This is a genomic window from Pelagibacterium xiamenense, assembly GCF_021166475.1.
Taxonomy (GTDB): domain Bacteria; phylum Pseudomonadota; class Alphaproteobacteria; order Rhizobiales; family Devosiaceae; genus Pelagibacterium; species Pelagibacterium xiamenense.
Genome location: NZ_JAJOYS010000002.1, coordinates 575,266 through 598,810 on the forward strand (window position 1 = coordinate 575,266; position 23,545 = coordinate 598,810).

Annotated in this window: 20 protein-coding genes; 9 read left to right on the forward strand and 11 right to left on the reverse strand. The window is 62.4% G+C overall.

Translation table 11 applies throughout. The features are described 5' to 3' along the window. Window positions 1-5: 5 nt before the first annotated feature. The 4 genes from hydA to aptA are packed head-to-tail and all read right to left on the reverse strand — an operon-like array spanning window position 6 to window position 5,621. Entirely contained in the window at window positions 6-1,457 is a 1,452-nt protein-coding gene (hydA, locus tag LSG43_RS10765) for a dihydropyrimidinase (protein WP_231803944.1), read from the reverse strand. A 58-nt stretch (window positions 1,458-1,515) separates the two neighbouring features. Next, on the reverse strand, window positions 1,516-2,766 hold the full coding sequence (locus LSG43_RS10770) for a Zn-dependent hydrolase (RefSeq protein WP_231803946.1): 1,251 nt from the start codon (window positions 2,764-2,766) through the stop codon (window positions 1,516-1,518). A 30-nt stretch (window positions 2,767-2,796) separates the two neighbouring features. After that, the gene (locus LSG43_RS10775; RefSeq protein ID WP_231803948.1) at window positions 2,797-4,290 is read right to left on the reverse strand and encodes a CoA-acylating methylmalonate-semialdehyde dehydrogenase; all 1,494 of its coding nucleotides are present in this window, start codon (window positions 4,288-4,290) and stop codon (window positions 2,797-2,799) included. Between the two features lie 2 nt (window positions 4,291-4,292). Continuing rightward, on the reverse strand, window positions 4,293-5,621 hold the full coding sequence (gene aptA / locus LSG43_RS10780; protein ID WP_231803950.1) for an omega-aminotransferase AptA: 1,329 nt from the start codon (window positions 5,619-5,621) through the stop codon (window positions 4,293-4,295). Between the two features lie 201 nt (window positions 5,622-5,822). On the opposite strand from aptA, the gene LSG43_RS10785 reads away from it, so the two are divergent. Then, window positions 5,823-6,461 (forward strand): TetR family transcriptional regulator C-terminal domain-containing protein, encoded by a 639-nt coding sequence (locus LSG43_RS10785; RefSeq protein ID WP_231803952.1) that lies wholly within the window; start codon window positions 5,823-5,825, stop codon window positions 6,459-6,461. A gap of 1 nt (window position 6,462) precedes the next feature. Here LSG43_RS10785 and LSG43_RS10790 read toward each other — a convergent pair whose 3' ends face one another. From LSG43_RS10790 to rirA, 6 genes are all read right to left on the reverse strand, one after another. After that, window positions 6,463-6,819 carry a DoxX family protein gene (locus tag LSG43_RS10790; protein WP_231803954.1) on the reverse strand — a complete coding sequence of 119 codons (357 nt, stop codon included), beginning with the start codon at window positions 6,817-6,819 and terminating at the stop codon, window positions 6,463-6,465. 114 nt (window positions 6,820-6,933) lie between these two features. Next, entirely contained in the window at window positions 6,934-7,362 is a 429-nt protein-coding gene (locus LSG43_RS10795; protein ID WP_231803955.1) for a DUF1353 domain-containing protein, read from the reverse strand. Between the two features lie 185 nt (window positions 7,363-7,547). After that, complete coding sequence (gene preA / locus LSG43_RS10800) at window positions 7,548-8,867, reverse strand: NAD-dependent dihydropyrimidine dehydrogenase subunit PreA (RefSeq protein ID WP_231803956.1); 1,320 nt, start codon at window positions 8,865-8,867, stop codon at window positions 7,548-7,550. A gap of 9 nt (window positions 8,868-8,876) precedes the next feature. Next, a complete protein-coding gene (locus LSG43_RS10805) occupies window positions 8,877-10,223 on the reverse strand; it encodes an NAD(P)-dependent oxidoreductase (protein ID WP_231803957.1) in 1,347 nt (448 codons plus the stop codon). An 84-nt stretch (window positions 10,224-10,307) separates the two neighbouring features. After that, window positions 10,308-11,396: a sodium:calcium antiporter gene (locus LSG43_RS10810; RefSeq protein WP_231803958.1), complete on the reverse strand. Its 1,089-nt coding sequence runs from the start codon at window positions 11,394-11,396 to the stop codon at window positions 10,308-10,310. Window positions 11,397-11,634: 238 nt separating this feature from the next. Further along, a complete protein-coding gene (gene rirA / locus LSG43_RS10815; RefSeq protein WP_231803959.1) occupies window positions 11,635-12,093 on the reverse strand; it encodes an iron-responsive transcriptional regulator RirA in 459 nt (152 codons plus the stop codon). Between the two features lie 232 nt (window positions 12,094-12,325). Between rirA and LSG43_RS10820 the strand changes: the two genes are divergently transcribed. Continuing rightward, the gene (locus tag LSG43_RS10820) at window positions 12,326-13,267 is read left to right on the forward strand and encodes a nucleoside hydrolase (RefSeq protein ID WP_231803961.1); all 942 of its coding nucleotides are present in this window, start codon (window positions 12,326-12,328) and stop codon (window positions 13,265-13,267) included. Between the two features lie 11 nt (window positions 13,268-13,278). Then, on the forward strand, window positions 13,279-14,121 hold the full coding sequence (sseA, locus tag LSG43_RS10825) for a 3-mercaptopyruvate sulfurtransferase (RefSeq protein ID WP_231803964.1): 843 nt from the start codon (window positions 13,279-13,281) through the stop codon (window positions 14,119-14,121). Here sseA and LSG43_RS10830 read toward each other — a convergent pair. Beyond that, window positions 14,118-15,269 (reverse strand): GGDEF domain-containing protein, encoded by a 1,152-nt coding sequence (locus LSG43_RS10830; protein ID WP_231803966.1) that lies wholly within the window; start codon window positions 15,267-15,269, stop codon window positions 14,118-14,120. The two genes, sseA and LSG43_RS10830, sit on opposite strands and share 4 nt — an antisense overlap. A 431-nt stretch (window positions 15,270-15,700) precedes the next feature. On the opposite strand from LSG43_RS10830, the gene LSG43_RS10835 reads away from it, so the two are divergent. The 6 genes from LSG43_RS10835 to LSG43_RS10860 all read left to right on the forward strand — a co-directional run bounded on the left by LSG43_RS10835 (window position 15,701) and on the right by LSG43_RS10860 (window position 23,518). Further along, a complete protein-coding gene (locus tag LSG43_RS10835) occupies window positions 15,701-16,468 on the forward strand; it encodes an ABC transporter ATP-binding protein (protein ID WP_231803968.1) in 768 nt (255 codons plus the stop codon). A gap of 71 nt (window positions 16,469-16,539) precedes the next feature. Continuing rightward, entirely contained in the window at window positions 16,540-17,292 is a 753-nt protein-coding gene (locus tag LSG43_RS10840; RefSeq protein ID WP_231803970.1) for a transporter substrate-binding domain-containing protein, read from the forward strand. A gap of 63 nt (window positions 17,293-17,355) precedes the next feature. Continuing rightward, complete coding sequence (locus LSG43_RS10845) at window positions 17,356-18,156, forward strand: ABC transporter permease (RefSeq protein ID WP_231803972.1); 801 nt, start codon at window positions 17,356-17,358, stop codon at window positions 18,154-18,156. 3 nt (window positions 18,157-18,159) lie between these two features. Then, window positions 18,160-18,918 (forward strand): ABC transporter permease, encoded by a 759-nt coding sequence (locus tag LSG43_RS10850; protein ID WP_231803974.1) that lies wholly within the window; start codon window positions 18,160-18,162, stop codon window positions 18,916-18,918. Window position 18,919: 1 nt separating this feature from the next. Continuing rightward, the gene (locus LSG43_RS10855) at window positions 18,920-20,059 is read left to right on the forward strand and encodes a succinylglutamate desuccinylase/aspartoacylase family protein (protein ID WP_231803976.1); all 1,140 of its coding nucleotides are present in this window, start codon (window positions 18,920-18,922) and stop codon (window positions 20,057-20,059) included. A 120-nt stretch (window positions 20,060-20,179) separates the two neighbouring features. After that, complete coding sequence (locus LSG43_RS10860; protein WP_231803978.1) at window positions 20,180-23,518, forward strand: transglutaminase family protein; 3,339 nt, start codon at window positions 20,180-20,182, stop codon at window positions 23,516-23,518. The last annotated feature ends 27 nt before the right edge of the window (window positions 23,519-23,545 follow it).

A 23,545-nucleotide genomic window follows, 5' to 3' on the forward strand; every position in this document is an offset into this window, starting at 1 on the left:
CTTGCCTACACCCCGCTCGCCGGAATGCCTGCTCGCTCGACCTTACGCGGCGCAGTCAGCTCCTTCCATTGCGAAAGCGCCTTATTGACAGGCATGTTCGCCTCGCGCGGCACGAATTTGCCGTGCCCCGGCTCGTGCTTCATGGTCGCCTCCTCGACCGAGACATTCCCGCGTGTCAGAACGAATCGCGGCAGTCCTTTAACCGCAATGCCCTCGAAAACATTGTAATCGATCGCCGACTGTTGATTGGCCGCCGAGATCGTCTTCTCGCGCTTGGGATCCCATACGACGATATCGGCATCCGCACCCACAAGGATCGCCCCTTTCTTGGGGTAGCAGTTGAGAATCTTGGCGATATTGGTGGACGTCACCGCAACGAACTCGTTCATCGTCAGCCGCCCAGTATTAACCCCGCGCGTCCACAAGACCGGCATCCGGTCCTCGAGCCCGCCTGTGCCATTCGGAATCTTGGTGAAATCGCCGACGCCATAGCGCTTCTGCTCCGTCGTAAACGCGCAATGGTCGGTTGCCACCACCTGCAGCGAGCCCGACGCCAGTCCCGCCCAAAGCGAATCCTGATGCGCTTTGTCGCGGAAGGGCGGGCTCATCACTCGCCGCGCGGCATGGTCCCAATCGGGGTTCGCATATTCACTGTCATCGAGCACCAGATGCTGAATGAGCGGTTCGCCATAGACCCGCATTCCCTTGGCGCGCGCCCGCCGGATTGCCTCGTGGGCTTGCTCGCTGCTCGTATGCACCACGTAAAGCGGCACGCCCGCCATGTCGGCAATCATGATCGCCCGGTTCGTTGCCTCGCCTTCGACTTCCGGAGGCCGCGAATAGGCATGCGCTTCCGGGCCGTTATTACCCGCCGCCATCAGAGACTGCTGCAGCGAGGCGACGACGTCGCCGTTCTCCGCATGCACAAGCGGCAGCGCGCCGAGTGCCGCACAGCGCTGGAACGAGGCGTACATCTCGTCGTCCTCGACCATCAGCGCGCCTTTATAGGCCATGAAGTGCTTGAAGGTCGTGATCCCGCGCTTGACCACTTCTTCCATCTCGTTGAACACCTGCTCTCCCCACCACGTGATCGCCATGTGGTAGGAATAATCGCAGGACGCCTTGCCGACCTTGTTGTCCCACATCGATATCGCTTCGAGCAGCGACTGATTGGGGCTCGGCAGGCAGAAGTCGACAACCATCGTCGTGCCCCCCGAAAGCGCCGCGCGCGTACCGCTCTCGAAGTCGTCGGTCGAATATGTGCCCATGAACGGCATTTCGAGATGGGTATGCGGATCAATCCCGCCGGGCATCACATAACAACCAGTCGCATCGAGCACCTCGTCGCCGGAAAGATCCGGCCCGATCTCTACGATCGTATCGCCCTCGATTTTGACGTCCGCGGCATAAGTCAGGTCTGCGGTAACGATGGTGCCGTTCTTGACGACTTTGCTCATGATATTCCCCTCTAAGTTCGCGTTAGGGTTGCGTCGTCACAGCGCGACCTCCCACCCGTCACTCCACGATCTCCGCCGTCTCGACAACGGCGTGCAACAAGACATCCGCCCCCGCCACCGCCCATTCTTTGGAAATCTCCTCCGCTTCGTTGTGGCTTAGCCCGTCAACGCACGGACACATCACCATCGCGGTCGGATAAAGCCGGTTGATCCAGCACGCATCATGCCCCGCACCCGAAACGATATCGCGGTGCGAATAGCCCAGCCGGTCAGCCGCGTTGCGCACGGCGGCGACGCAGCCAGGGTCGAACGTCACGGGATCGAAATGCCCCGAGACCTCGATATCCACCGTGAGCCCCAGTTCCTCGGCAATCTTCGGCGCCTCGGCCTCGAACCGCGCCTTCATGGCGTCGAGGATCTCCTGGTTGGGCGAACGGAAATCGATGGTGAAGACCACCTTGCCTGGAATGACGTTGCGCGAATTGGGATAGACGTCGCAGTGCCCGATGGCACCTACAGCCTGCGGCTGGTGGCTCATGGCGATCTCGTGAACGAGTTCGGTCATCCGCGCCATGCCGAGACCGGCATTCCTGCGCATCGGCATCGGCGTCGAACCGGTATGGCTCTCCTTGCCTGTCACCGTCACCTGCAGCCACCAGAGCCCCTGCCCGTGCGTGACGACGCCAATATCCTTACCCTCTGCTTCGAGGATCGGCCCCTGCTCGATGTGAAGTTCGAAGAACGCCTTCATCTTGCGCGCCCCGACTTCTTCGTCGCCCAGCCAGCCGATCCTCTTGAGTTCGTCGCCGAATTTCAGCCCCTTGGCGTCCGTCCGGTCATATGCCCAATCCAGCTCGTGCATGCCCGCGAATACGCCCGAAGCGAGCATGGCCGGTGCGAACCGCGTGCCCTCTTCGTTCGTCCAGTTGGTGACGACAATAGGATGTTTGGTTTTGACATCGAGATCATTGAGCGTGCGGACCAGCTCGAGCGCACCGAGCACTCCGAGCACACCGTCATACTTTCCACCCGTAGGCTGCGTATCGAGGTGCGAGCCGACATAGACCGGCAGCGCGTCCGGGTCAGTGCCCTCGCGGCGCGCGAACATCGTCCCCATCTTGTCGATGCCCATAGTGAGCCCGGCTTCGTCGCACCATTTCTTAAAGAGGTGCCGCCCCTCGCCGTCTTCGTCGGTCACCGTCTGGCGGTTGTTCCCGCCCGCAACACCCGGCCCGATCTTGGCCATTTCCATCAAGGTGTCCCAGAGCCGGTCGCCGTTGATCTTGAGGTTGTCACCGAGTATCGCCATGCTCTTTCGCGCTCCTTGAATTGAGACGTCTTATAGGGTCGGGAATGTAAACTGGGCACCCGACTTGATCCCAGCGGGCCACCGTGTCGTTACGGTCTTGAGCCGGGTATAGAAATGCACACCCTCGGGTCCATAAATCGAATGGTCCCCAAAGAGCGAACGCTTCCAGCCACCAAAGCTGTGATAGGCCACAGGCACCGGAATCGGCACATTGACCCCGACCATACCCACCTCGATGCGATCCGCAAAATCGCGCGCCGCATCGCCGTCGCGGGTGAAGATTGCGGTGCCGTTGCCGTATTCGTGTCCGTTGATCAACCTGACCGCATCGGCATAGTCCGGCGCCCGCACGACCGACAGCACAGGCCCGAAGATCTCCTCGCGATAAATCGTCATCTCCGGCGTCACGCGGTCGAAGAGCGTCCCGCCGACATAGTAGCCGCCCTCATAGCCCTGCAACGAGAACCCGCGACCGTCGACGACAAGCTCAGCGCCTTCCTCGACGCCTTTGTCGATATAGCCCAACACCTTGTCGCGATGCTGCGCGGTGACCAACGGCCCCATCTCCGAGTCCGAATCCGCCGCAGGGCCAATCTTGAGGCTTTCCACCCGCGGCTTGAGCTTCTCGACAAGCGCATCGGCGGTCTTCTCGCCCACCGGAACGGCTACCGAAACCGCCATGCACCGCTCCCCAGCCGACCCGTACCCGGCCCCCATCAGCGCATCGGCTGCCTGGTCCAGGTCGGCATCGGGGAGGATCACCATATGGTTTTTCGCGCCGCCCAAGGCCTGGACGCGTTTGCCTGCCTTTGTGCCCCGCTGATAGACGTATTCCGCAATCGGCGTAGAGCCGACAAAACTCACCGCCTTGATATCCGGGTGGTCCAGAATGTGGTCGACGGCTTCCTTGTCGCCGTGGACGATATTGAGCACGCCTTCCGGAAGCCCGGCCTCCATCAGCAGCTCCCACGCCAGCATCGGCGCGGACGGATCGCGCTCGGACGGCTTGAGGATGAATGTGTTCCCGCAGGCAATCGCCGCCGGATACATCCACATCGGCACCATCGCCGGAAAGTTGAACGGCGTAATCCCCGCGACCACGCCAAGCGGCTGGCGATCGGCATAGGCATCGATGGCCGGGCCGACATTGCGGGTGAACGTACCCTTCAAGAGCTCGGGAATACCACAGGCGTATTCCACGCATTCGATGCCGCGCTGCACCTCACCGAGCGCATCGTCGTGCGTCTTGCCATGCTCTGCGGAAATCGCTCGGGCGAGGTCGGCGGCGTGCCGGTCCAGCAACTCCTTGAACTTGAACATCACCCGCGCGCGCTTGAGCGGCGGCGTATTCCCCCAAGCCGGCTGCGCAGCTTTGGCGCTCGCGACCGCGGCGTCGATCTCTGCCGCCGTCGAAAGCGGCAGCTCGGCGATCTGCTCGCCGGTCGCCGGATTATAGACCGCGCCCTTTCGGGCCGAATTCGAGGTAATTTTTCCCCCGCCGATGGCGTTCTGAATCGTTTCCATCGCTAGTCTACCTCCCCGAGGACCGTGCGGATCGTTTCAACGATCGTGTCTATGTGCTCTTTCTGCACGATCAACGGCGGCGAGAGCGCGATGATGTCGCCGGTGGTGCGGATCAGGACGCCCTTCTCATAAGCTTTAACGAACGCCGAGAAGGCCCGTTTGGTCGGCTGGCCGGAAATGCCCTCGAGCTCGATCGCGCCCACCAGTCCGATATTGCGGATATCGATGACATGCGGCGCACCTTTAAGCGAATGCAGCGCATCCTCCCAATACGGCCCAAGTTCCGCACCCCGCGCCAAAAGCCCTTCCTGCTTATAGGTCTCGAGCGTCGCCAACCCTGCCGCCGCGGCGATCGGATTGCCCGAATAGGTATAGCCGTGGAAAAATTCGATCAGATGCTCGGGCCCGGTCATGAACGCGTCATGGATCTTTGAACTCGTGAACACCGCGCCCATAGGGATAACGCCATTGGTCAGCCCCTTGGCGGTGATCATGATGTCCGGCGTCACACCGAAATAGTCAGCGCCAAACGGCGTTCCGAGCCGCCCATACCCGGTGATGACCTCGTCGAAGATCAGCAAAATGCCGTATTTGTCGCAAATCTCGCGCAGGCGCTTGAGATAGCCCGGCGGCGGAATGAGCACGCCGGTCGAGCCCGCGACCGGCTCGACAATGACCGCCGCGATGGTCGATGCGTCGTGCAGCGCGACGATCCGCTCGAGCTCGTCCGCCAGTTCCACCCCATGCTTGGGCTCTCCGCGCGAAAACGCGTTCTTTTCAAGATCATGCGTATGCGGCATGTGATCGACGCCGCCGAGCGTGGTGCCGAACATCTTGCGGTTGGCCACGATCCCGCCAACGGAAATGCCGCCGAAATTGACCCCGTGATAGGCTCGCTCTCGACCGATGAGCCGCGTCCGCGCACCGTCTCCTTTGACCCGATGATAGGCAAGCGCGATCTTGAGCGCCGTATCGACCGATTCCGATCCCGAATTGGTGAAGAACACGTGGTCGAGCCCGTCCGGCGCGATGTCGGTCAGCCGATTGGCCAACTCGAACGCCTTTGGATGCCCCATCTGAAAGGCAGGCGCGTAGTCGAGTTCCGCTGCCTGCTTCTGGATCGCCTCGGTGATCAGCGGCCGGCAATGCCCTGCATTGACACACCAGAGCCCAGCCGTGCCGTCGAGCACCTGCCGCCCGTCGGCGGTCGTGTAGTGCATGTCCTTGGCGCCCACGAACATGCGTGGGGCGGATTTGAACTGCCGGTTGGCCGTAAACGGCATCCAGAAGGCGGAAAGATCATTCGGAATGGACGTGTCGCCCTCTGTCATATGCCCCTCATTGCATGGCCCGCGCTGTGTAAAAATCCGCACGGCGGTCCGAAATTTTTTGACCGATTGGAAAAATTCTAGCACTCTGGATATAAGGTTCAAGGCAATAATTATGCCGCTGCGCTCCGATTAGCGGAATACCTCACGCGCGGTTCGATATGAGGTTTGACGCCACCCCAAATTGGAGGCATTTGAGTTTTCATGAGCGCAGATACAGACCCCGGCCGCCCAACCACCCGTATTCAGCGTGAAAAGCAGGAAGTGATTCTCGAGGCTGCCCTCGAAATCTTTTCCCAATACGGGTTTCGAGGTTCGACGATTGACCAGATCGCCGAGGCCGCTGGCATGTCAAAGCCCAACCTGCTTTACTATTTCAAGTCCAAGGAAGACATCCTAGCGCCCATTCTGGCGCGAATTCTGGACACCTGGCTCGAACCGTTGCGCGAGTTGGACGCCGAGGGCGATCCCCTGCCCGAACTCCAATCCTATATCCGCCGCAAGCTCGAAATGAGCCGCGACTATCCGCGCGAGAGCCGGCTGTTCGCCAACGAAATGCTACGCGGCGCACCGGATTTCTCCAACGTGCTCCATAACGAGTTGAAAGACCTGGTGGACGAGAAGGCCAAGATCATTAAAGGTTGGATGGCTAGGGGTAAGATCGCCAAATGCGATCCCTACCATCTCATTTTTGCGATCTGGTCGACGACGCAACACTACGCCGATTTTGACATTCAGGTGCGCGCCGTGCTGGGCAAGGAACGGGGCGGCGATGGCCGCTTCGAAGACGCCGCCCGGTTTCTCGATCAGCTCTTTCTCCACGGGCTGAGCCCGAAGAAGTAGCCTAGAGCGCTGTCCCCATCGCCAGGACGAAAGCGCCAAACAGCGCGGTGTTGGAAATGAAGGCGTTGACGTGAGCGAACCGCTCATCGCCCTCATAGGTCCAGTATCTGTGGACGATCAGGGTTGCCAACAGCACGAACAGTGCGAGCCCGGCGGCGGCATAGGGGACCAGAAGTCCGGTCGCAAGCGCCGCGCCACAGACAATCTGCGTTCCCACCCCGATGATCGCACACACCCGGGCAAAGGGGACACCTTGCGCATCCAGGACGGCTGTCAGCGCGGGAATGCTGCGCGCATTGCGCAGTCCGGCTATGAGAAACGCGCCGCCCAGCAGGCCGCGCGCTACAATTATCGTCAAGGAAGTCAATTCGGTCGGCATGAAGTTTCTCGCTACTGAAATGCGTTAACGCCCTTAGGACGATTGAACGCCGTCTTTTGCGACATCAGGCGAAAAAAACGCGCTATGGAGCCCCTACTCGGTACCGGGAGGCACGCCCGGCGTGCTCACCTGCGCCATTACCTCTGGACTTGTCTTGCTGACAGCCCATGTATTGGCAGCTCGCACCGCGAGATACATGATGACCGCCTTCCAGGCCGGAACGCCGAGAATACGCATAGCCTCGTAAAAGATGGCGTCCGCGACCACTCGCGTGAACGCACCGCCTTTCCAGGTGTAAAGATAGTCGTGCAGTACCGCGGCCGCGGCATAATCGGGATCGTGCGGCGGAAGGAGGCTCCAGAGCACCCGCGGGACTGACGCAAGGTCCGTCATGAATCCGTCCGGCACGGTGACTGTAACGCCCGACCCCATGAACCCGACCTGATAGCGCACCGGCTGGACGAGAACATATTTGCCCGTGCCTGGCGCCGGCATGAGATGGACTGGATCGGTAAAGCGCATTTGTCTGTCTCCCGCTGCCTGAGCGGCAAAACAGTGCGCCGGTCCCCGGATCCCGTCAACGGGGCGCGCCAGCAGCCACGCCGAGCCCGTCGCAGACGAACCTTTGCGATCACCGCTGGTTAGTAGCGCGTCGCTACCGCGCAGTAGTAGACGGCAGCGTCCGCGCGTCTGCCGCCTCTAAAACGCTATTCCGCCGGCTCTCTTACCTTGGCCATTGGATTGTTTGGATGCGTCGTCCAGTTCGCATAATCCTCGGCGACCCGTTTGCCCGTGCGTTCGTCCAACTGGCCGGGCGCGAGCTGTTCCATCGTGATGCAGTCCTCGACCGGACAGACGTTGACGCACAGATTGCAGCCAACACACTCTTCGTCGTTGACGACGAACATGCGCTTGCCGTCGACCTCGTTGAAGATCGCTTGGTGCGAGGTGTCCTCGCACGCGATATGGCAGCGCCCGCAGGAAATGCACAGGTCTTGATTGATCCGCGCCTTGGTGACGTAGTTGAGGTTGAGATACTGCCAGTCGGTCACGTTGGGTACAGCACGTCCAACAAGATCGTCGACGGACGTGAACCCCTTTTCGTCCATGTAGTTCGAAAGCCCGGTGATCATCTCCTGGACGATCTTGAACCCGTAGGTCATCGCCGCCGTGCATACCTGCACGGTCCCCGCCCCGAGCGCCATGAACTCGGCCGCATCGCGCCACGTCGTGATCCCGCCGATACCGGAAATGAGCTTGCCCCGCATCTCCGGGTCGCGCGCGATTTCCGAAACCATCGAAAGCGCGATGGGCTTGACCGCAGGCCCGCAATACCCGCCATGGGTACCCTTGCCGTCGATCGAGGGTTCGGGTGAAAAGCTGTCGAGATCGACCGCGGTAATCGAATTGATCGTATTGATGAGCGAAACAGCGTCGCTCCCGCCGCTGAACGCAGCGCGCGCGGGCTTGCGGATGTCGGTGATGTTCGGCGTCAGCTTGGTGATCACCGGCATGCGCGTATACTGCTTGCACCAGCGAGCGACCATCTCGACATACTCGGGAACCTGACCCACCGCCGAACCCATGCCGCGCTCGCTCATGCCATGCGGACAGCCGAAATTGAGTTCGATTCCGTCTGCCCCGGTCTCCTCGACAAGCGGCAGGATGGCCTTCCAGCTTTCCTCTTCGCAGGGCACCATGATGGAAACCACGAGCGCCCGGTCCGGCCAGTCTCGCTTGACCTGCTTGATCTCGCGCAGGTTGGTCTGCAGGTCCCGGTCAGTGATGAGCTCGATGTTGTTCAGTCCGAGGAGTCGCCGGTCGGCGCCCCAGATCGCGCCGTAGCGCGGCCCGTTGACGTTGACGACCGGCGGCCCCTCTTCCCCCAAAGTTTTCCAGACGACGCCACCCCACCCCGCCTCGAAGGCTCGGACGACGTTATAAGCCTTGTCCGTCGGTGGCGCGGATGCGAGCCAGAACGGATTGGGCGATTTGATACCGGCGAAAGTGGTCGTGAGGTCTGCCATTTTCTCCTCCTACGCGCCGAGCGCGCGGTTGATGCTGTCGGCGGCATCACGCCCCATCGCGACCGCCGAAACGGTAAGGTCTTCACCTCCGGCGACGCAGTCGCCGCCGGCCCAGACGCGATCAAGCGACGTACGCCCCTCCGCATCGACCTTGATGCGGCCGTTCTCGAGCGCGATGACCGGCCCGCTGCCGTTAAGTGCCGACGATGCAAAGGTTTGACCGATGGCCTTGAAGACCTGATCCGCCGGCAAGATGAGGACCTCTCCCGTGCCCGTCAGCCGGGCGTTGTCGAGCATCGTATATTCTAGCTCGATGCCCGTGACCTTGCCGTCCTCGGTCAGAACCCGCTTCGGGGCGAGCCAGTGCCGGATGGTGACGCCGTTGGCCGCCGCCAGATCCTGCTCGAAGACCGATGCGTTCATGTTTTCCTTGCCGCGCCGATAACAGATCGTGACGTCCTCGGCACCCAGGAGCTTGGATTGAACTGCGGCGTCGATCGCCGTCATACCCCCGCCGATGACGACGACGCGGCGACCGACTGGCAATGCCGAAAGGTCCGACGCCTGGCGCAATTCGGCAATGAAATCCACCGCGTTGACCGCAGCATCCTCGCCTTCGGCATGCAGATCGTTGACCCCGCCAAGGCCCATCCCGAGGAACACCGCATCATAATCGGCGACAAGGCCGGACAGCGCGATCTCGCGGCCCAACGCCTTACCATTCTCAATCGCGATGCCACCGATTTCCACGAGATAGTCGACTTCCGCCTGCGCGAATCCGTCAACCGACTTGTAGGCGGCAATGCCGTATTCGTTGAGTCCGCCGGGCTTCTCCCGGGCGTCGAAGACCGTCACATCGTGCCCGTGCATCGCCAGCCGATGCGCGCAGGCGAGGCCCGCAGGGCCGGCGCCGACGACCGCTACGCGCTTGCCGGATCGCGGCGCGCGCTCGTAAAACTGCACGTCCTGGGAAATCGCGACGTCTGTCGCGTAACGCTGGAGCCGCCCGATCTGCACCGGCTTGCCCTCCGCCGCCTCGCGGACACAGGCCTCTTCGCAAAGCGTTTCGGTCGGACACACCCGCGCGCACATGCCGCCCAGAATGTTCTGGTCGAAAATCGTCTTGGCCGAACCGAGCGGGTTTTCCGTCGCGATCTGGCGGATGAACATCGGAATGTCGATCTGTGTCGGACACGCGTTCATGCAGGGCGCATCGTAGCAGAAATAGCACCGGTCGGCCTCGACCCTCGCCTCATGCTCGGTAAAGGGCTCATGCAGGTCGGAAAAATTCTCGGCGTACTGCTCGGGATCGAGCCGTCCCGCCGCTACGCCTTTAGCGAACTGGCCTATGGCCATGACAACACCCCCTCAGATGTTCCACTGAGGTTGACGCTAGCGCGGAACCGATTTTTTATCAATCGGTAAAATTTTGAGGCACCCTCAGGCTGTGAAGGCCTGGATGACAACCGCGATGACGTATACCAGCACCATCGCCATGCTTTCCCCGCCGATCCGGGCCGGCCCGCGCTTTTGCCGCAGAATCAGCCCGCCGAGCAGAATGCCCGTCATCAATATGCCGAGCGCGGCCCAGAACAGATCGCCGGGACCAATCGCGTGATAGAGCGATCCCGGGCGATAAAAGACATCGGCGAGAGTGAGAAAGAGGGTGTCGAACGTATTACCGCCGATAATCCCGCCGACGGCCAGTTGCAGGGCGCCGCGCTGCACCGCGCCCACGGTCGTCACCAGTTCGGGCAGCGATGTGACAACAGCGGTAGCGAGCGCGCCGACGAGGCTTTCGGAAACGCCCGCCCTGTCGATGAAGGCCAATGCCGATTCCGCGACTGCCCAGCCTGCAATCCCCATGAACGCCATCAGCACGCCGAACGTCGCAAAAAGCCTCGGTGTGCTGACCTTCGGAGCGCGCAAATCCTCTTCGTCGGGCGTATCTGTCCGCGTCTCGTCCGTTTCGACCGGCTCCCACATCGGCTCAGCGCGAACCCGGCGGCTGCCCGATAGACCGAACAGGTAGACGACCGGGATGGCGAAAGAGACCGGATGCACCCCGAAAACGGCAAATTCGGGCGTGGTGAATGCGACGAATGGCAGGGCAAGCAGGACAACCAGAACCAGCCCCTGAAAGACATTCGCCAGATCGGCGGCGGCGTGTTCGAGATTGGTCTTGCGATAGAACATGTCGGCGACCGCAAGGAACACCGTTTGAGCGGCAATGCCGCCCACGCTGTTTGAAAACGCCAGCGACGCCCGGCCCTCTACCGCCGCTGTGACGGAAACGACGGTGCCGCTGAGGGATGTTGCCGCGCCCAGGAGCACGGCGCCGACAAGCGCCTCCCCCAGCCCGGTGCGGTCTGCAATCTTGTCCACAATCCCCGTCAGTCGGAGCCCGCTGACGAAAATCATGAGCCCGGACACAACGAAGATCGCCGCGAGTGCGGCCGTGGGCATGGCATTCCACATCGAACATTTCTCCTCAACGGCCCGCACGCCGCCAGCGGCGCTGGCGATCATCGTGACAGACCCTAACCAATGATTGGCTACGGAAAACGTTCGCGCGCGGACCGGAAAATGCCTGAAATGAAATGAAAAATGGCCCTGTATGCGGCTTTGGCGCTCCGCATACAGGGCCAAGGGGCAGGCCTCACTCCTGCAGGACTGTGTCTAGCAGCCTAAAACCTGACTGTAAAGATCATATTTTGAAAAATGAAAAAGCCCCGCGATTCAGGCGGGGCTTGGAGGGACGTCCGGCTTAGTTCAGTTCCATGCCGCCGAGCATTTCGATGCCCAGGCGCGAGCGCATGGCGCGGCGCTTGTCGGTGAGATCGGCGATCGTATAGGACTGCAACACGGCGAAGAACGCCTCGAGCGCTTCGGTGAGTGCGCCGTTGAGTTCACAGCCGCCGACCAGCGGGCAGGACGTCTCCCCGCCCTCGAAGCACTCGGCAAGCGCGAAATTTTCTTCGGTGAGCTTGATGACGTCCAGAAGCGATATCTCGGAGGCCGGCCGCGCCAGCCGGATGCCGCCATGCCGCCCGCGCACGGTCTCGAGCATGTGGTTTTCCACCAGCGGCTTGATCAGCTTGAAAAGAAAAAGTTCGGAAATACCGTAGGCCTTGGCAATATCGCTGACGCGCGAGAGCTCCGGCGTGTTGATGGCGCAATACATCAACGTCCGGACGGCGTAGCTTGACTGGCGTGTGAGTCTCATTATCCAAAGCCTCGCTCTTTCAAAGGCCACCGCACAATGCGACGGCACCGATTCGGCATCGCGTCACCGGATGGCATGGCCCGCAGATTATAACAATTCTAAACTGTGTCAAGAAAAGCTGATGGCAAGCATCATGTTTAAATGCCCATTCACGTGACTTGCCCCCCTTCCCTTTTGATCTTCGCCCGGTAGGATCGCGCCGCCAACTCCTCAGTTACCAAGGGACCACCCCGTGCCCGAAAATATCATCATCGACACCGACCCCGGTCAGGACGACGCTGTTGCCATTCTACTCGCACTTGCCTCCCCCGGGGATATCAACGTGCTCGGCATCGTCGCCGTCGCGGGAAATGTCAGCCTCGGACAGAACGCCAAGAACGCGCTCAAGGTGGTCGAGCTCTCGGGCCGGACGGACATTCCGGTCTTTGCCGGCTGCGCCCGGCCCTTGCGCCGGCCGCTGGTGACCGCCGAACACGTCCACGGCCAGACCGGCCTAGACGGCCCCGATCTGCCCGAGCCTCAAAAGCGCATAGAAGATGGGCACGGCGTCGATTTCATCGTGGACACTTTGCGCCGCGAACCCGAAGGCTCTGTGAGCCTATGTGCTCTCGGCCCGCTCACCAACATCGCTATGGCGCTCATCAAGGCGCCCGAAATCGCAAAGAAAATCAAACAGATCGTTCTTATGGGCGGCGCCTATTTCGAGGTCGGCAACATCACCCCGACCGCCGAATTCAACATCTATGTCGACCCCGAGGCCGCCGACGTGGTTTTCTCCTCGGGCGTCCCCATCATCATGATGCCGCTCGACGTCACCCACCAGATGCTCTCAACCCACAAGCGCATCGAAGCGTTCGAAGCCCTCGGCAACAGGACCGGCGCCGCAGTGGCTGCAATGCTTGGATTTTCCGAGCGTTTCGACCTTGAAAAATACGGCTGGAACGGCGCGCCGCTGCACGATCCATGCGTAACCGCCTACCTGATCGCCCCGGAGATATTCGAGGGCCGGCAGTGCAATGTCACGATTGAAACCGCGAGTGAATTGACCCGCGGGATGAGCGTAACCGACTACTGGCACGTGACCGACAGGCCGAAAAACACCTTCTTCGTCCGCTCGGGCGATTCGGACGCGTTCTACGCGCTTCTGACCGAACGACTCGCCCGGCTTCCCTAGGATTTTTCGCTATGACGCACTTCGTTTCCACCCAATGGCTGGCCGATCATCTCGATGACGACAATGTAACAATCGTGGACGGCACCTGGCACATGCCAAATGCCGGCCGCGACGCGCGTTCGGAGTTCGAGCAAAGCCATATCCCCGGGGCGATTTACTTCGATATCGACGCGGTTGCCGATACATCGCGAGACCTCCCCCACATGCTCCCGGATGCGGCGACGTTCGGGGCCATGGCGGGTGCTTTGGGGATTTCATCGAGCGCGACGATGGTGGTCTACGATGAATACGGCCTTTTCTCCGCCCCACGCGTGTGGTGGACCTTCAAGGCGATGGGCGCGCGCGAGGTGAAAATCCTCGACGGTGGCGGCCCCAAATGGCGCGACGAGGGACGCCCGCTCGAAGCCGGATGGTCCCGTGCTCCAGCGGCGACATTCGACGCGCGGCTGGCCGAAGGCGCCGTCTCCGACTTCGCCGCCGTCCTCGAAGCCTCCCGCACCGGCGACGCGCAAATCCTCGACGCCCGCCCAGCGGCGCGGTTTACCGGCGACGCCGCCGAGCCGCGCCCCGGCCTCGCGTCCGGCCACATTCCGGGCAGCCGCAGCCTGCCGTTCATGGAGGTGATCGCGGACGGGCACATCAAATCCGAGGCCGACCTGCGGGCTTTGATCGCCGATGCGGGGATCGACCCGCAAAAGCCTGTCATTACGTCTTGCGGATCGGGCGTGACAGCGGCCGTTCTGAACCTCGCGCTCGATATGATCGGCGCGCCGAGGGTCTCGCTCTATGACGGCGCTTGGGCCGAATGGGGTGCACGCGCGGATGCGCCGGTCGAAAAAGGCGAGGCGCGCTAGGCCGCGCTCGACTTGAGTGGCGTCACCCGGTTGCGTCCGTTGCGCTTGGAAAGATAGAGCGCGTTGTCGGCCTTGCGCATCAGCATATCGAGGCTGATGCCGGGTTTGTGAGCGAAGGCGACTCCCGCGCTGACCGTACAGAACACCTCATCGTCCCCGAAGCCGTGCGACGTCTGCGCCATGGCGTTCCGGATCCGCTCGGCCACCGAAAAGGCAAAAGCGGCGTTGGTCTCGGGAAGGACCAGCGCAAACTCCTCGCCGCCAAGACGCACCGCGAGGTCGCCGGCCCGCACGTTGGAGGAGATCAGCTCCGCGAAGCGCTCGAGGACGGTATCGCCGAAACCGTGCCCGTAACGGTCATTGAGCGCCTTGAAGTCGTCGAGGTCGAAAATGACCAGCGCGGTCCCTTCGGGCACCGCTTCGTCCCTGAACCGCTCGAACAGCGCACGGCGGTTGTTGAGCCCCGTGAGCGGATCGGTCAGCGCAGCGGCGCGGTGCAGTCCGGCAATCCGCTCCTGATGCATCGTGTTCAAGAGCCCGCCAATGCCTGTAACGGCAATGATCGAACATACGAGGTTCGCCTTCTCGGCCCAGTTGTCGGGCATCCCGCCGTCGGTATAGAGCGGCGCCTCGACGAGCCCCATGACGAAACACAGGAAAAATGAAACCGCGAGGATAAAATGCAGGCCTGCGATCGCGGAAATCGTCACGACCGACTCCGGGCGCAAGCGCCAGTACTGCCAGCCGATGAAACAGAGCACGCCTGTGGCGATGAGATTGACGAGCCAGATGACCGCGCCGGTATACCCGAGCACAAATGCCGCGATCATCGGGACAGCTACGGCGGCGGCGACAAATCCGATGCCCCGGACGGGAAACACTCCGTCGCGGAATTGAACGAGACCGCCATAGCTCAAGATAAGCCCGGTTGTCAGCAACAGGCATCCTGCCAACATCCAGGCGACCGCCGCGCCCGAATCGTAAACCGCAAAGCTCGCTATCGCGGCCACCACGATCCCCATCGCGGCCGCCCAACTTGCGAGAAATGCCGACTCGCGCTGCCGAACCCAGCTCATCACCAGTGTGACACACAGCGCCGCGCTCGCTGCGCCGACGGCAACCAGCACGGAAATGTAATCAAAGACCATCGATCTGCCGGAATGTCTTGCGTCCAGGGTGGACCATACAGGCTGCATCCGCCGGCGTCGCGCCCGGACATCGAGGCTGGTATCTAAATCCTTTCAATGCCGGTCCGCTTAACCGTACACGAAAAATTTTACCCCCATCCACCCGGTATTCCCCCTCGGATTTCTTTTTCGCTTTGTAAATAACCAAAAGTCTGATTTGCTTAATCCTTAGCCGTTCCGCATCCACGACGGACCGGAGCTGCGGGTCACGGGCGGACGTGACCGAGGAACATCGAAACCAGGGCCGGCCCGTTCGGACACGGACCCTGACCGGGCGAGACTACCGCTGCGCGCGTCGGCTTGTGTCAGTGCCGCGGGCAGCAAGGTATACATCCCGGCCACCGGCAAAGGTTGGCGGCCGTGATGCAACAACAAGGGGAAAACCCGCGCGCATGGTGCCGATACTGGAGCTGAGGAACGTTCACAAGTCCTTTGGCGCGCTCGAAGTTTTAAAAGGCGTCACGCTCGAAGCCATGCGTGGCGATGTGGTGACCCTGATCGGCTCGTCCGGATCGGGCAAGTCCACCCTCCTGCGCTGCATCAACATGCTCGAAATCCCTACCCAGGGCGCCGTCGCCATCGACGGCGAAGAGATTGCACTCTCTCCCGAAGGCCCCGACCGGCACCCCCTCGACAGCCATCAATTGCGCCATATCCGGTCCGAACTGGGCATGGTCTTCCAGCAGTTCAATCTCTGGTCGCACATGACGATTCTCGAGAACGTCATGGAAGCCCCGCTCAAGGTGCAAAAGCGCAAACCCGAGGAAGTGCGGACCCAGGCGCAGGAATTGCTCGAAAAGGTCGGAATCGGGGACAAGGCCGACGCCTTCCCCGCGCAGCTTTCCGGCGGTCAGCAGCAGCGCGCCGCGATTGCCCGTGCGCTCTGCATCAATCCCAAGATCATGCTCTTCGACGAGCCCACATCGGCGCTCGACCCCGAACTCGAAGTCGAGGTGCTGGGTGTGATCAAGATGCTCGCCGACGAGGGCCGCACCATGATCCTCGTCACCCACGACATGAAATTCGCCCGCGAGGTCTCCGACAAGGTCGTCTTCCTGCATCTCGGCAAGATCGAGGAGGAAGGCACGGTCGACGAGGTCTTCGGGGCCACCAAATCCGACCGGCTGCGCCAGTTCCTCGGCGCCGCCGGTCACGCCTGACCGGGATAAACCATCATGCAAGAAGGGATCCCGGCCCATTCACCAAAAACGCTTACCAAAGGGAGCACAAAATGAAGAAGGTGATTATCGCCGCTGCCGCGCTGGCAGCCCTGACCTCGGCCGTATCGGCGCAGGAAACCGTGCGCATCGGCACCGAGGGCGCCTACGCGCCCTGGAATTTCGTCAATGATGACGGCGCACTCGCCGGCTTCGAGATCGACCTGGGCAATGCGATTTGCGAACATGCGGGCCTCACCTGCGAGTTCGTCCAGAACGAATGGGATTCGATCATCCCCAACCTTCTGGCGGGCAACTACGATGTGATCATGGCCGGCATGTCGATCACGCCCGAGCGTGACGAGACGATCGACTTCACCCAGGACTATTTCCCGCCCGATCCGTCCAACTTTGCGGCACCCGCGGGCTCGAGCTATGACTTCGATGCGCTATCCGGTCTGCGCATCGGCGTTCAGGGCAACACGATCCAGGCGGCCCACGCCGAGGAGAATTTCGGCGCCGACAACACGATCGTCGCGTTCTCGACCTTCGACCAGTCTGTGGCCGACCTTGCGGCGGGCAATGTCGACGTGGTTCTCGCCGACGGCTCCTCGCTCGACCCGGTGGTCGCCAACTCGGGCGGCGCGCTCGAGTTCATCGGCCCCGATATCCTGATCGGCGGTGGCGTGGGCGCAGGCCTGCGCGAGGATGACGACGACCTCGAAGAGACCTTCAACGCGGCTCTCGACGCGCTCAAGGCCGACGGCACCGTCGACGCGCTGATCGCCGAATGGTTCGACGGCCAGGGTCCGTACTACAGCGAATAACAATCAAACAGGCGCCCCGACGACATCGCCGCCGGGGCGTCATCGACCGACAGGCCGATCCTTATGGGTGAAGATTTCGCCTTCTGGCTTGCCTACCTCACGAACGGCAAGCACCTCGCCTTTTATGCGAGTTTCCGGTTCACCATCCTCGCCGCCGTTTTCGGCGCGCTCCTGGCGCTCGTCTTCGGGCTGTTGGGCGCGATGGCGCGCAATTCCCGCTTTGCGCCGTTGCGCTGGCTCGGGACGATCTACATCATGATGGTCCGGGGCATTCCGGACGTGCTCTTCTTTCTGTTTTTTCCCCTGGCGTTCGAGCAATCGGTCGAATGGGCGTTATCGCTTTCGGTCTGCTCCGCCGAAGCGCGCGCGGGGTCCGCCTGGCCGCCTTGCCCTGCCGCAAACTTGTTTTTCTCGACAACGGAATACCTGATCCTCGCCTGCGTCTCGCTGGGCATCATTTTCGGTGCGTTTACGGCCAACGTCATCCACGGCGCCATGCGCGCGGTGCCGCGTGGCCAGCTGGAGGCCGGGCGCGCTTACGGCATGAGCGAATTTCAGGTCTTGACCCGCATCCATGTCCGTCAGATGTGGATCTACGCCCTGCCGGGGCTTTCGAACGTCTGGCTGCTGCTGATCAAGGCGACCTCGCTGCTCTCGCTCCTGCAGATCAACGATATCGTCTGGTGGGCGGGACAGCTGGGCTCGCCCAATTTCCTGCCGCAGGCCGGGCTGGTGCACGGGGACTGGCGCTGGGCGTACTATACGGTGCTGTTTGTCTTCTACATCTTCGTAACGCTCGGCTCCGAGCAGGTCTTCAGACGCCTCACCGCCTGGGCGCGGCGGGGCATGCCGCTGGAGGCTTGAGCGATGGGTTTGCTTGAAGCCATCTGGACGGATATCCAGCTCCTCGCCTTCCCGGCGCTCTTCAACATCTATTTCGCCGCATCCTCGCTGCCGATCGGCTTCGGGCTCGCGGTGCTGCTCGCGCTCGGCAAGAACTCCAGGAACCCGGTCGTCTCGCGCCTCTCGTCGGCCTATATCTACGCCTTCCGGGGCTCGCCGCTCTTCATCCAGTTCTTCATGTTCTATTCGATCATGCTCGCGCTCAACCCCATCTGGTGGCGCCCGATGGGGATCGCGTGGTTCGCGATGAGTCCGCTTTTTATCGGCCCGCTCGCGCTGGTGATGAACACCACGGCCTATACCGCCGAGATTTTCTATGGCGCCTTGCGAACCGTCCCCAAGGGGGAACTCGAGGCCGCCCGGGCCTTCGGCATGTCGCGTTTGCAGGTCTTCCGCACCGTGACCTGGCCGAACATGATCCGCGTCGCATGGCCCGCTTATACCAACGAGGTCACCTTCCTGTTCCACGCCACCGCGCTCGTCTATTTCACCCTGCCGGTGATCGGCAATCAGAAGGACATCATGAACAAGGCGACCGAGCTGTTCGAGCGCGACTTCAACGTCTTCCTGCACTTCTCCGTCGCCGGGCTCTACTTCCTCGTCATCACGATGGCGATCTTTTTCGTCTTCGGCCTTGTCTACGCGCGCATGATGCGGCACATGCCCAAGGAACGGCAGCCCCACCGGCCACGCCTGCGCTTCGGCCCCAAATACATCCGGTAAGATGGCTTTCGAACGCTTTATCCACCGCATCCCGCACGACGCCCCCGGTACGGCGACGGATCTCGTATTCTTCCGCGCCGGGCCCGCCAATGCAGCAAAGAAGGTCTATCTCCAGGCCGCGCTTCACGCCGACGAGCAGCCGGGGATCATGGTGATCCACCACCTTCTGCCGCTGTTGCAGAAGGCGGATGCGGAAGGCGCGCTCAACGCGCGCTTCGTCATCTTCCCCATGGTCAATCCGCTCGGGATGGACCAGATCCATTTCCAGGTCCATGGCGGGCGCTACGACGACCGTTCGGGCACCAATTTCAACCGCAAATGGCCGGACCTCTATAAAGAAACCGCCAAGCGCATCGCGCCGAAACTGACCGGCGACGCACAACCCAACGTCCGGATCATCCGCGAGGCGGTGAAGGCCTGGCTCGACAGCCTCGATCCGGCCCCGGCGCTGCAAAAGCTGCGGCATTTCGTGATGACCGAGGCGTACGATGCCGACTACGTGCTCGACCTGCATTGCGACAACGAGGCGCTCAGCCATCTGTTCGTGACGCCCGACTCCATGGCCGAGCTGACCGAACTCGCAGACTGGATGGGCTCGGCCGCGCAGTTGACGGCGGAAGATTCGGGCGGCGGGTCGTTCGACGAGGTCTGGCCCTCGCTCTGGACGCGGCTGCGCGCGGCGCATCCGGACAAGCCCATCCCCTTTTCCGCGGTCGCCGCGACGCTCGAATATCGCGGCAGCGCGGACGTTTTCGACGATCTGGGGCAAAAGGATGCGGAGAACCTTTTTAGCTTTTTCCAGTCCAAGGGCCTGATCGCCGGCACGCCGGCGCGGACGCCGGAAAAAGCCCCCGCGGCAACCCCGCTCAACGCCACGCAGATCGTGCGCGCCGCCAAGGCCGGGCTCCTCGCGTACCGCGTGAAACTCGGCGAGCGGGTCGAGAAAGGCCAGCCTATCGCCGACCTCATTGCGCTCGAAGGCCCGGACGCCTTCACAGCCCGCACGCCGATCCTCGCGGGCACCGCGGGCCTCGTGCTTTCGCGCAAGCTCACCAAATACGTCGTACCGGGCGATTCCATCGCCAAGATCGTGGGCACCGAACCGCTCGACGAACGCGGGGGGTATCTGTTGGAAGACTGATTGCCCTTTCTCCCGCTTTCCCGCTATCGTCCGATCTGCGAGGTGTGGATGGAGCGTTTTCAGCAGTAATGGATTTGCTGTTCGAAACCGCGACAAAGGCCGAAGTTCGGGAGTACGACGATGGCGATCAAGGCCGCGATCTATCACCTTACGCACTATAGATACGATCGCCCGGTCACCCTCGGCCCGCAGATCATCCGCCTCCAGCCTGCTCCCCATTCACGTACCAAGGTGCTGAGCCATTCGCTCAAGGTGGCGCCCGAAAACCACTTCGTGAATATCCAGCAGGACCCCTACGGAAATTTCCAGGCCCGCTACGTCTTTCCCGAACCGGTCCGCGAGCTCAAGATCGAGGTCGACCTCACCGCCGACATGACGGTGTATAATCCGTTCGATTTCTTCGTCGAGCCGGAGGCCGAAACCTGGCCGTTCGACTATCCCGAAACCATCGCCCCGGACCTCGAGATCTACCGCAAGACGGACGAGGTGAAGGGTCCACGCCTCGAAGCGCTTCTGGCCTCCATCGACCGGACGCCCCGGAATACGGTCGATTTCGTCGTCGATCTCAACGCGCGGCTTCAGCGCGAAATCGGCTACATCGTGCGCATGGAGCCGGGCGTGCAGACACCCGAGGAAACGCTCGAGCGCGCCAAGGGTTCGTGCCGGGATACAGGCTGGCTGCTGGTGGAGACGCTTCGGCATCTGGGCTTCGCCGCGCGCTTCGTCTCGGGGTACCTTATCCAGCTCAAGCCCGATCTCAAGGCCCTCGACGGGCCGTCGGGAACCGACCACGATTTCACCGATCTGCACGCCTGGGCCGAAGTCTATCTGCCCGGCGCCGGCTGGGTGGGGCTCGACCCGACATCGGGGCTTCTGACCGGCGAGAGCCACATTCCCCTCGCCGCCACGCCGCACTATGCCAATGCCGCGCCGATCTCTGGGGTGGCGAGCTTCGCCAATGTCGATTTTTCCTTCGATATGCAGGTGACCCGTGTCGCCGAGCACCCGCGCATCACCAAGCCGTTCTCCGAGGAGAGCTGGCAGGCGCTCGACACGCTGGGCAAGGAGGTGGACACCGCGCTCGAGGCGATGGACGTGCGGCTTACCATGGGAGGCGAGCCGACGTTCGTCTCCATCGACGATTTCGAAAGCGGGGAATGGAACGCCGATGCGGTGGGCCCGACCAAGCGCGAGAAGGCGGACATACTGATCAAGCGCCTGCGCCAGCGCTTCGCGCCGGACGGGCTGCTCCACTACGGGCAGGGGAAATGGTATCCCGGCGAAACCCTGCCGCGCTGGACCTTCTCGCTCTACTGGCGCAAGGACGGCGAGCCGATCTGGAAAAATCCCGACCTGATCGCGCCCGAAGCCGGTGGAACCAACCCGCCTCCCGAAAAGGCCGAGGCCTTCATCACCGAAATGGCCCACGCGCTCGGGCTCGACGGCGCGACGATTGCCGCCGCCTATGAAGACCCCGCCGACTGGGTTCTCAAAGAAGGCAAGCTGCCCGAAAACGTCGACCCGTCGAACCCTGAGCTCAAGGATCCCGAGGAACGCCTGCGCATGGTGCAGGTCTTCGCACGCGGGCTGACCGAACCAACGGGCTATGTGATGCCCATCCAGCGCTGGAACGCGCCGGCGCAAAAGCCGCGCTGGCTGACGGAGGTCTGGAAGACCCGGCGCGGCAAACTCTTTCTCGCCGCCGGGGATTCGCCGGTGGGCTACCGGCTGCCGCTCGGCTCGCTCCCCCACGTGCCCGCGACGCAATACCCCCACGTCGTCCCCGAGGACCCGTCGATCCCGCGCGAGGCCCTGCCCCCGCGCGAACTGATCCTGCCCGAGCCCGATGCCCGAGATCTGCCCGAGGCGCGTTTTGCCGCCGACGAGACCATCGCGCAGACGCGGATCGAACAGTACATCTCCGATATCGAGGGCAAGGTACGCACCGCGCTGACCGTCGAGCCGCGCAATGGCCGGCTGACGGTGTTCCTGCCCCCGACTGAACGGCTCGAAGACTATCTCGAACTTGTCGCCGCTGCCGAAAGGGCAGCCGAAAAGCTCGGGCTGCCCGTCCATATCGAAGGTTACGCTCCACCCCATGATCCGCGGCTGAACGTCATCCGCGTCGCCCCTGACCCCGGCGTCATCGAGGTCAATATTCATCCCTCCGCCAACTGGGAGGAGACGAAGGCAACGACCGAGGCGGTCTATAAGGAAGCCCGGCTCTCCCGGCTGGGAGCCGACAAGTTCATGATCGACGGCAAGCATACCGGCACGGGCGGGGGCAACCACGTCGTCGTGGGCGGCGCGACGCCGAACGACAGCCCGTTCCTCCGCCGTCCCGACCTTTTGAAGTCGCTCGTTCTCCACTGGCAGCGGCACCCGGCGCTCTCATACCTCTTTTCGGGCCTCTTCATCGGCCCCACAAGCCAGGCGCCGCGCATGGACGAGGCCCGGCACGATAGTCTTTACGAGCTTGAAATCGCGCTCGCGCAAATCCCCTTCCCGGGTGAAGGCGAGGCGCCGCTGCCCTGGCTCGTCGACCGGCTGTTCCGCAACCTGCTTGTCGATGTGACGGGCAATACGCATCGCGCGGAAATCTGTATCGACAAGCTCTTCTCTCCCGACGGCCCCACGGGGCGCCTCGGCCTCGTCGAATTCCGCGGCTTCGAAATGCCGCCCAATGCGCGCATGAGCCTCGCCCAGCAACTCTTGATCCGGGCGCTGATCGCCCGGTTCTGGAAGGCGCCGGTGACGGGAACGTTTACCCGCTGGGGCACAACGCTCCACGACCGCTTCATGCTGCCCCACTATGTCTGGGCCGACTTCCTCGACGTGCTCGACGACCTGCGCGCCCACGGCTTCGATTTGCGGCCCGAATGGTTCGCCGCCCAGCTCGAATTCCGTTTTCCGTTCTGCGGCGAGGTGGCTGTCGAGGGGCATACGCTCGAAATCCGCCAGGCGCTCGAGCCCTGGCACGTGATGGGCGAAACCGGCGCCATCGGCGGCACCGTGCGCTATGTCGACTCTTCGGTCGAACGGCTGCAGGCCAGGCTCTCCGGGCCGAACCCGGACCGCTACGCCGTCGCCTGCAACCGGCGCCGCCTGCCGCTCACAAAAACGGAGACGCAGGGCACGTCCGTCGCCGGGGTGCGCTACAAGGCCTGGCAACCCGCCTCCGGCCTGCACCCCAAACTGCCGGTCAACGCGCCCCTGATCTTCGACATCTACGACACCTGGACCCGCCGCGCGATCGGCGGTTGCATCTATCATGTCGCCCACCCGGCGGGCCGCAACTACGAGACGTTTCCTGTGAACGCCAACGAGGCCGAAGCAAGACGGCTTGCGCGCTTTGTCCCTGCCGGACATAGTGCGGGCGCATATGATTTGCCGGACGAAGCGCCCGCGCCCGAGTTTCCTCTGACGCTGGACCTAAGGCGGCCTCACCAGTGGCAGTAGATGAGCAAAAAGCCCGTTCCCTCAGGC

Bases quoted from the DNA above. Each gene is read 5' to 3' on its own strand.
- LSG43_RS10805 (WP_231803957.1), bottom strand. From the start codon at position 10,223: ATGGCCATAGGCCAGTTCGCTAAAGGCGTAGCGGCGGGACGGCTCGAT.
- hydA (WP_231803944.1), bottom strand. From the start codon at position 1,457: ATGAGCAAAGTCGTCAAGAACGGCACCATCGTTACCGCAGACCTGACT.
- LSG43_RS10795 (WP_231803955.1), bottom strand. From the start codon at position 7,362: ATGCGCTTTACCGATCCAGTCCATCTCATGCCGGCGCCAGGCACGGGC.
- preA (WP_231803956.1), bottom strand. From the start codon at position 8,867: ATGGCAGACCTCACGACCACTTTCGCCGGTATCAAATCGCCCAATCCG.
- LSG43_RS10850 (WP_231803974.1), top strand. From the start codon at position 18,160: ATGGGTTTGCTTGAAGCCATCTGGACGGATATCCAGCTCCTCGCCTTC.
- LSG43_RS10785 (WP_231803952.1), top strand. From the start codon at position 5,823: ATGAGCGCAGATACAGACCCCGGCCGCCCAACCACCCGTATTCAGCGT.
- LSG43_RS10855 (WP_231803976.1), top strand. From the start codon at position 18,920: ATGGCTTTCGAACGCTTTATCCACCGCATCCCGCACGACGCCCCCGGT.
- LSG43_RS10860 (WP_231803978.1), top strand. From the start codon at position 20,180: ATGGCGATCAAGGCCGCGATCTATCACCTTACGCACTATAGATACGAT.
- LSG43_RS10770 (WP_231803946.1), bottom strand. From the start codon at position 2,766: ATGGCGATACTCGGTGACAACCTCAAGATCAACGGCGACCGGCTCTGG.
- rirA (WP_231803959.1), bottom strand. From the start codon at position 12,093: ATGAGACTCACACGCCAGTCAAGCTACGCCGTCCGGACGTTGATGTAT.
- aptA (WP_231803950.1), bottom strand. From the start codon at position 5,621: ATGACAGAGGGCGACACGTCCATTCCGAATGATCTTTCCGCCTTCTGG.
- sseA (WP_231803964.1), top strand. From the start codon at position 13,279: ATGACGCACTTCGTTTCCACCCAATGGCTGGCCGATCATCTCGATGAC.
- LSG43_RS10845 (WP_231803972.1), top strand. From the start codon at position 17,356: ATGGGTGAAGATTTCGCCTTCTGGCTTGCCTACCTCACGAACGGCAAG.
- LSG43_RS10775 (WP_231803948.1), bottom strand. From the start codon at position 4,290: ATGGAAACGATTCAGAACGCCATCGGCGGGGGAAAAATTACCTCGAAT.
- LSG43_RS10810 (WP_231803958.1), bottom strand. From the start codon at position 11,396: ATGATCGCCAGCGCCGCTGGCGGCGTGCGGGCCGTTGAGGAGAAATGT.
- LSG43_RS10840 (WP_231803970.1), top strand. From the start codon at position 16,540: ATGAAGAAGGTGATTATCGCCGCTGCCGCGCTGGCAGCCCTGACCTCG.
- LSG43_RS10835 (WP_231803968.1), top strand. From the start codon at position 15,701: ATGGTGCCGATACTGGAGCTGAGGAACGTTCACAAGTCCTTTGGCGCG.
- LSG43_RS10830 (WP_231803966.1), bottom strand. From the start codon at position 15,269: ATGGTCTTTGATTACATTTCCGTGCTGGTTGCCGTCGGCGCAGCGAGC.